Genomic DNA, 7801 nt, shown 5'->3' on the forward strand with positions numbered 1-7801 from the left:
CTCTCACAGAATACTGTGCTCTGTCGGGGGAAAAGCCCGCTCCCTCTACGGCAGCACTTCCGCGACAAAACCAGAGATCACGAAGAAGACGAGGGGTTATGCAAGCGCTGGCTGACCAAGGTGCGCCCCTCCTGAGTGTAGAGCTGCCAGTAGTTCCAGTAGTTGCCAAACACGGACTTCACATAGCCCCGAGTTTCGGGGAAGGGGATCTGCTCCACAAACACATCCGGATCCTCGAAGCCAAAGCGGTTCAGCCATCTGGCCACGTTGCCGGGGCCACCATTGTAGCTGGCCAGGGCCAGCAAGGTGTTGTCTTGATAGGTGCGGTGGGTGTAGTCGAAGTACCAGGATCCCAGGTAGAGATTGTCGGCGGGGTTGGTGAGGCTGTACTGGGCCAGGCCGATCTGCTGGGCAATCCAGCGGCCAGTAGCGGGCATCACCTGCATCAAGCCCAAAGCCCCCGAGGCCGAGACGATCTCTGGCTCAAAGCGGGATTCCTGCCGGATCAAAGCCGCCACCATCAAAGGATTGAGGTTAAATTGCCGTGACCAGTGGGCCAAGCCGGGTTGGGCGTAGGGATCCCCGCTCCAGGAATTGTCGGGGCCCGCATAGTAGTGCAGCGGATAGATGGCCTGCCAGAAATCTTGGCGCTGCCTCAACGTCTCCAGCAGGGGATCCGGCTCTTCGCTGAAGCGCAAAGCAGCCACCTGGTTAATGCCCCGCAGGTGATCTCCAGCGCTGTTGCGCAAAATGCCCGTGACAAAGCGCTCGGCAACGCTCATCTGGCGGGGATCCCGCTGCACCGGAGTTTCGCCCTGCCAGCGTTCCCAGGCCAGTTGGCTGGCTCCCATCAAATGCAGGGTCTGCGTGGCCGCCGAGACCCCCGGCAACGGTTGGCGCACCGGCTGAAAATCCACCTCCACTCTTTTGCGCCCGCTGTAGAAATCCCCCACCGGCCAGCCCAGTTGCACTGCCGACCGCCAGCCGTAGTAGGTGTGGGGAAACTGCCGCAGCACCTGCCGATAGGTTTGCCGAGCCGCAGCGACATCCCCCTGCTGTTCCCGCCATTTGCCCGCCCAGTAGAGCAGTTGTGCCCCCATTTCCGTGTCCCGCTGGGCGGATCCAATCTGTTGAGCTAGGGCGATGGCTTGGCTGAGATTGCCTGCTTGCGCTTGGCTCCAGGCCACCGTCCAGGCGGCGTTGGCCGCAGCTTCGCTGGCCGGAAAGCGATCCCAAAGGGCTTGCCGGGTGGCTTGGGCCGATTGGGGGCTGGCGTTGCGATCATAGAGCTGGCTGAGGCTGAGCAACGCCTCTGGAGCTTCTTTATCTGAGCCGGATCCCACCTGTCGGAGGAGTTCAATTGCCGTCGGCAGGTCGCTCAGTTCCGCCAAACGGCGACGGGTGAGGGAAGCCTCTGGCCCATCGGGGAACTGTGCCAGCAGCGCTTGGTAAGCCGCTCTGGCCTGAGGAAACTCCCGCGAGATCTGGTGGCTGCGACCCCAGCGGTAGAGGTTCTGAGAGGTGGCGGGGGCACGTCCATAGGCCCGGGCAGCTTTGCCGTACTCCCGTTGCTCCCAGTAGGCATCGGCGAGGATCTGCCAGTCGGAAGCCGTGAGGGATCCCTCTTGAGCCTGCCGCCAGCGATCCAGCAACGGCGTTAGCCCAGGGGTTTGCGGGTGATGTTGGGCCAAATCCCGCAGCAGGTCATAGCGGTCGGGATCCAGCTCCAGCAAATGCTTGAGGGCACGTCCGGTCAGCGGATGGGTGGGAAATTGCTGCCGCAGCCGATCCACCTGGTCCATCCCCCAGAGGGCATAGGCAGCGACAGGGCTGTGGGGATATTCCTGCAAAATCTTGGGCCACCAGATCCCTTGGGCTGTTTCCTTGTCCTGCAACTGTTCATAGGCTTGGGCCCTGAGCTTCCAAATCTCTTCCCTCAGAACCGGCAGGCTCTCTTCCAGCCCCTGCAAATGCTTCAAGGCAGATTGCGCTTGGCCGGCCTGTAGCGCTGCATAGGCTTGCAGAAAGGCCACTGTGGAAGTTTGAGGCAGTTGCGCCGGATCCCTGTCTTCTGGTGCAGAGGCCACCTCCGCGGTTTCTGCCCAGGATGAGGTGTAGAAGCCCCAGACGGCCCCACCCAGAGCTGCTCCCGCTGCCAGCACACCGGCAGCCCATCTTATCCAGCGTCGTTTGCTGCCTGTCAGGATCCCCATGCTTTACCTCCCCACCACCTCTGAACTAAGATACTCAACCCGACTGCGTTGAGCCACCGGACGACTCGATACTTGCAACATGGCTGGAAAGCTCACCCAGCAAGCGGTCGCCGAGCATTGGGGCCAGACGATAAGCAGGGAGAGGAGCAGTTCTTTCCTCATTTCCTCAAATCTTCAAATTTCAGACAGCAGTGAAACGGCTCATTTCCCCAATTGCGGGATCCCTGTCGGGCTTTCACTGCGGTACACCTTGGCCCCGACACTGCGCAGCTTTTCGTCAATGGCTTCATAGCCACGGTCGATGTAGTGCAATCCGTGGATTGTGGAGCAGCCTTCAGCCGCCAGGCCGGCCAGCACCAGGGCCGCACCCGCCCGCAGGTCGGTAGCCACCACCGGAGCGCCGGAAAGGGACGGCACCCCTCGGATCAGGGCCACTCGGTTCTTCAGGCGAATATCGGCTCCCATGCGATTCAGCTCGGGAATGTGGTGCATGCGGTTTTCAAACACTGTCTCCTCAATGGTGCAACTGCCCTCGCTCAAGGCGGCCAAAGCCATGATCGGCGCCTGCACATCGGTGGGGAAACCAGGATAGGGCAGCGTTTGAATATCGGTTGCCTGACACAGCCAGCCTGAGCTCAGTTGAGCCGGGGCAATGCGCAGCCGGTTTGGGCCTTCCTCTTCCACCCGCAGCCCCATCGCTTGCAACTTGGCGATCACCGCCCGCAGATGATCGGGAATGACAGGGCCAACCGTGAGGTGAGAGCGGGTAATGGCCCCGGCAATGAGATAGGTGCTGGCCTCGATGCGGTCGGGAATGACCGTGTACTCTGTTCCATGCAAGCGGGGCACCCCTACCACCACAACCGTATTGGTGCCGACACCGCGAATGCGGGCCCCCATGGCTTGACAAAAACGGGCTAGATCCGCCACCTCCGGCTCTTGGGCGGCGTTCTCGATCACCGTTTCTCCATCCGCCAGCGTAGCGGCCATCATCAAGGTCTCGGTGGCACCGACGCTGGGATAGTCCAGGTAAATACGGGTTCCCAACAGTTTACGGGCATAGGCATGAACCACCCCATGCTCGATTTGGACCGTCGCCCCCAAGGCTTGTAGACCCCGCACATGCAGATCCACGGGACGAGACCCGATCGCACAGCCGCCGGGCAAGGGAACTCTGGCCACCCCCAGCCGCGCCAACAGAGGCCCTATGATGAAAAAGCTGGCCCGCAACTGGCTGACCAATTCATAAGGGGCTTGAGAGGTTTTCAGGGAGCTGGCATCCAGGTCCAGGGTATTGCCAACATGGGAAACCTTAACTCCCAGCGTGGCCAGGATCTGCCCCATGCGTTCAATGTCCAGCAGACGCGGCACGTTGTGAATTCGACAGGCCTCAGGAGCCAAGATGGCCCCGGCCATCAGCGCCAAGGCAGAGTTTTTTGCCCCGCCAATAGGGATGTGGCCACTCAGGGTCTGCTTGCCAATGATTTTCAGCACTGGCCCCATCATCTCTGGCGCGGTTGCCATGCCGGTCTGGGGCGGCGTCAGGCCAGGCTCTAGGGGATCCGCCCCGCTGACGCGATTGTCAAAACCTTTCAATCTCCCTCCTCACCCACAAAAAATAGGCGAACCCTTCTCAGAGAATACTCTGGGGATCACAGCAGCGGCTAAACTCGCAAGCCAAATTGGGTGTGAGGAAGAAGTTCCCATGGCTGTGCTTCTATCCTGCAGCAGCGGACAGGGGAGCGGCTAGGCCAGTTCACCAGATGCAGGCTCTCAGCGAAGGCAACTGGGGGGCAGCCCAACAGCAGGGGGCGGTATGATGGATGCTCAGGGGAAGTGCTTGCAAGGAAAACAGGAAGGAGACAGCCGATGATCGCCACTCAAGTCTCTGCCCAAGAGTTGTTTCGGGCCGCCTATGAAAACCGCTACACCTGGGATCCCGCTTTCCCGGGCTACAGCGCCGAGGTCACCTATTGGGATGGGGAGCGCACATTCGTTGGGCAGGTGCGAGTGGGAGCAGACCTAAAGGCCACTGTTACCGGCGTAGAGGATGAGGAAGCTCGAAAAGCCATTCACAACCAACTCTGGGAGATTGCCATTCACCGGGTGCGCCGCAGCTTCGACGAGACCCATGGGAACAATACCTTCCGCTATGGCCAAACCCTGCCCGATGGCACAGTGGAGATCCTGGTGGGGGGCAAAGCAGAAGGGGATCGCTACCACGTGCGCGATAACCAGGTTACTATGGTGCACCGGCATATCCACGGAGTGGTGGTTACCATCCACACCTTCAGCAGCCACGATACCGGCGAAGGCTATCTTTCCCACCGCTACGATTCCGTCTATCACGATCCCCAAACGGGCGAGCAAAAAGGCGGGCGCAGCCAATTCGAGGATCTGTACACAAAAGTGGGCAAGTATTACATCCTCTCGGAGCGGCGTATCCAGACGGAGACGGAAACCGGCCCTGTGGAGAAGCGCTTCACCTTCAGCAACTTGACCTTGCTGGACACTGGGGCGTGAGCGACCCGGCATTGCTCTCTGCGGGGTAGGGGGCCAGCTCTCCCGTTCGTCACTGTTGGGCAGCTACCGGGAGGCTGAGTTCACGCCCTTCTTGGCGGCCAAGCCTTTCTCGATAACGGGAAAGCCGATTTGTAGGCTTTCAAGCTTTGTTGCAGAACGATCCTCCCGGTTAGAAAAAGCAAGAGAGCCTGAGCTATGCTTTGAATATTCTCCCGCCTGCGATTGGCATGGACAACACCACAGCAAGACCCGACCCGGATGCCGAAGCCCCCATTGGTGCCCCTGAACTGATCATTCGCCCCGCCCAACTGGGGGATCTGGAGGCTGTGGAAGAGATTTTGGCGCAAGCCTTTGATGAAGAGTACAGCAGCCGCTCGGTGGATATTCGTCGCCAAGTGCGGCGGTTGCGCCAGTGGTATGGGCCCCTGAAAACCCTGACCCTGTTTCCCAATCGCTTCCAGCACATGTTTACAGTGCATGTGGCGGAGCTGAAGGGCAAGATTCAGGGGGTGATTCAGGTTTCCCCCTTCAACCATTCCCGCAGCACCTGGCGGGTCGATCATATCGCAGTGGCGCCCTCTGCCCAGCGACAGGGGGTGGGATCCCGGCTGCTCAAGCACTGCATGGAGCACTTTCGGGAAGCTCGCACCTGGATCCTGGAGGTGAACATCCACAACAAGGGGGCAATGGCGCTCTACCGGCGCAACGGCTTCCAACCCTTGGCTCAGATCACCTACTGGTCGATTCCAGCCGATATTCTGGCAGCTCTCAGCCAGCACGAGCCCAAATTGCCCAACCTGGTGCCGGTGACCAACCGGGATGCCTATGCCATCTACCAACTGGATACGGGATCCATGCCGGCCACTGTGCGCCAGGTGTACGACCGTGAGGTGAACGATTTTCGCACTAGCCCACTGGATTGGCTTTTGGAGCAGGCCAAATGCGCCATTAGCCAGACGGAGCGGGTGGAAGTGTGTGTTTACGAGCCCGAACGCAAAACCGCCATCGGCTACTTCAACTTGAAGTTGGATCGCACCGGGCAGCAACCTCATGTGGCCAAGCTTACGGTTCACCCTGCCTACACTTGGCTTTACCCCGAACTCATGGCCAAGATGGCCCAGCTTACTCAGGCTCATCCGCCGCAATCTCTGGCCTTGGCCTCCACCGATTACCAGCCGGAACGGGAGGAGTTCTTGCTGAAGCTGGGAGCCCAGGATGTAGAGCGGACGTTGCTGATGTCGCGTTCGGTGTGGCACAAAATCCGCGAAAGCCGCTTCTTTAGCTGGGATAGCGCCTATCTCAACGCGGTGTTGCGGGGATTGCAGGTGAAGCAGCCGGTGCCGGAGCGGTTTGAGGGGCCACCGGAAGGCTGGCTGGAGCACCACTTTCATCCCATCAGCCCAACTGAGCCGGATCCCAGCTCTGGTCGCGTCGGCGGTGCGGAGTCCTCACCAAGGCACTCCAGAGACTCCCAATCTGAGACTTCTCCACCCCCTAGCTAAGGGAGAGAGAGCCCCAATCCTGGCTTGCTTGCACCTTGCGAAAAACGGATGAAAGACCCGAAGGGCAATTCTACTGCGGATCCCTCTTGGCGGGCGCTGATTCAGGCGGCACTGCACCGGAACCGTAGCGATCCCGGTGTGCGGTATTTGCAATTGGCCACGGTGGATCCCCAGGGGCATCCGCGCAACCGCACGGTCGTTTTCCGGGGGTTTTTGGGCGATACCGACCGCATTCAATTGGCGGTGGATAGTCGCAGCGAGAAGATCCGACAAATTGCCCACTGCCCCCAAGCCCAGATCTGCTGGTATTTCTGCAAAACCCGCGAGCAATTCCGCATCGCTGGCACCCTTGAGGCCATCGCCGCCGATCATCCGGATCCCCAGGCCCAGCGCCAGCGGCAGCAGTTGTGGCAACAAATATCGGAAAAAGGACGGCTCCTCTGGTTTTGGCCGGAACCTAAGGGGCTGCTTGCCCCGCCAGAGGCTTTTATCCAGGAGTTGCCGAAAGAGAAAGATCTGCTGCCTCCGCAGACCTTTGTGGCTTTACTGCTGGAGCCAACGGAGGTGGATCACCTACAGCTTAAGGGGGATCAGATCTATCCCCAATTGCGGACGGTGTACGAGCGCACTTCCAAAGGGTGGCAGCGTCGGGCTGTGAATCCCTAAAAGGGATCCAAACTTGCTTAGCTTGGTCTGGAGTGGGGGATCCCTTCTTTCCTTGACGTTCCCCGAAAGCCCAAAGAATAGAGGAATGGACGTGTTAACGTAGCTGAACGATCGTGTTCTGCACGGTGGGGGCGTTATCCTCTGATGGAACTCTGTACGCGTATGGCTGGTCTATCAGGGGTAGGGCAGCAGTTGATGCCTTTTGTCTAACTCGACACGTATCACTTTGGCTTGCAGTGGTCTCGATGTGCGTCTTGATCTGCTCATTCGCTCAGGCTGTTGCCTCTTTTTTCGCCGGCGGCCCATTGCTGAACAGAGCTTTGAGGGGCAAGGGATCCCTAGTGTTGTCTGTCGCTTTGGTTGGGGTAGGGGTTCTCGTGCAGGGATTGAGAGCACAGACTCTGGAGAAACCGACGCTGAAAGCCTTGGAGGATTCCGTTGAGGGGAATGTTGTCCCTGTTCTGCCCTCAGAGCCTGTCTTATCCCCCCAGGCTGCCCCCACCTCCGCCCGCACAGGATCCTTTCGGGTCGGCAATCGCACGCCCCATCCGGTTCGGCTGGTGATCTTGATGCGCAGCGGCGAACGGATGATCAATCCGGAAACGGCCCACTGGGACTTTGCCCCTGGAGAAGGGGGCAGCGAAGGATTGCTGCTGAGCTTGGGAGAAGAACCGCTGCAAATCGGCCCCGGAGACATTGTGGTGGCTTTCGCCTTGGATGGAACCCGCCGCTATTGGGGGCCCAATGTGGTGGGAGAGTCTCTGGCCCCGTTTTGGGATGGGGAGAGCGGCTCCTGGTCGATGATCTTGCAGCCTTAGGGTGCTGATACATTTACGCTGAACACTGCTGAACATCACTGTTCAACTATGCAGCGATAGCATTCTGTTTGTTTCCAAC

At 59.6% G+C, this 7801-nt stretch carries 6 protein-coding genes; 4 read left to right on the forward strand and 2 right to left on the reverse strand.

Features of this window, described 5'->3' with window-relative positions; all coding sequences use genetic code 11:
- Positions 1-77: 77 nt before the first annotated feature.
- Together NW842_RS09785 and murA are read right to left on the reverse strand one after the other, a co-directional pair.
- A complete protein-coding gene (locus NW842_RS09785) occupies positions 78-2213 on the reverse strand; it encodes a transglycosylase SLT domain-containing protein (protein ID WP_414357487.1) in 2136 nt (711 codons plus the stop codon).
- Between the two features lie 201 nt (positions 2214-2414).
- Complete coding sequence (gene murA / locus NW842_RS09790) at positions 2415-3737, reverse strand: UDP-N-acetylglucosamine 1-carboxyvinyltransferase (RefSeq protein ID WP_202943714.1); 1323 nt, start codon at positions 3735-3737, stop codon at positions 2415-2417.
- 345 nt (positions 3738-4082) lie between these two features.
- On the opposite strand from murA, the gene NW842_RS09795 reads away from it, so the two are divergent.
- From NW842_RS09795 to NW842_RS09810, 4 genes are all read left to right on the forward strand, one after another.
- Entirely contained in the window at positions 4083-4736 is a 654-nt protein-coding gene (locus NW842_RS09795) for a DUF3386 domain-containing protein (RefSeq protein WP_011431766.1), read from the forward strand.
- A 227-nt stretch (positions 4737-4963) separates the two neighbouring features.
- Positions 4964-6238, forward strand: a complete 1275-nt coding sequence (locus tag NW842_RS09800) for a GNAT family N-acetyltransferase (protein WP_414350290.1) — start codon at positions 4964-4966, stop codon at positions 6236-6238.
- Between the two features lie 48 nt (positions 6239-6286).
- Complete coding sequence (locus tag NW842_RS09805) at positions 6287-6904, forward strand: Npun_F5749 family FMN-dependent PPOX-type flavoprotein (RefSeq protein WP_414357483.1); 618 nt, start codon at positions 6287-6289, stop codon at positions 6902-6904.
- Positions 6905-7248: 344 nt separating this feature from the next.
- Positions 7249-7722, forward strand: a complete 474-nt coding sequence (locus NW842_RS09810; protein WP_414417944.1) for a hypothetical protein — start codon at positions 7249-7251, stop codon at positions 7720-7722.
- The last annotated feature ends 79 nt before the right edge of the window (positions 7723-7801 follow it).

The sequence above is a fragment of the Synechococcus sp. R55.4 genome (assembly GCF_047461935.1).
Lineage (GTDB): Bacteria > Cyanobacteriota > Cyanobacteriia > Thermostichales > Thermostichaceae > Thermostichus.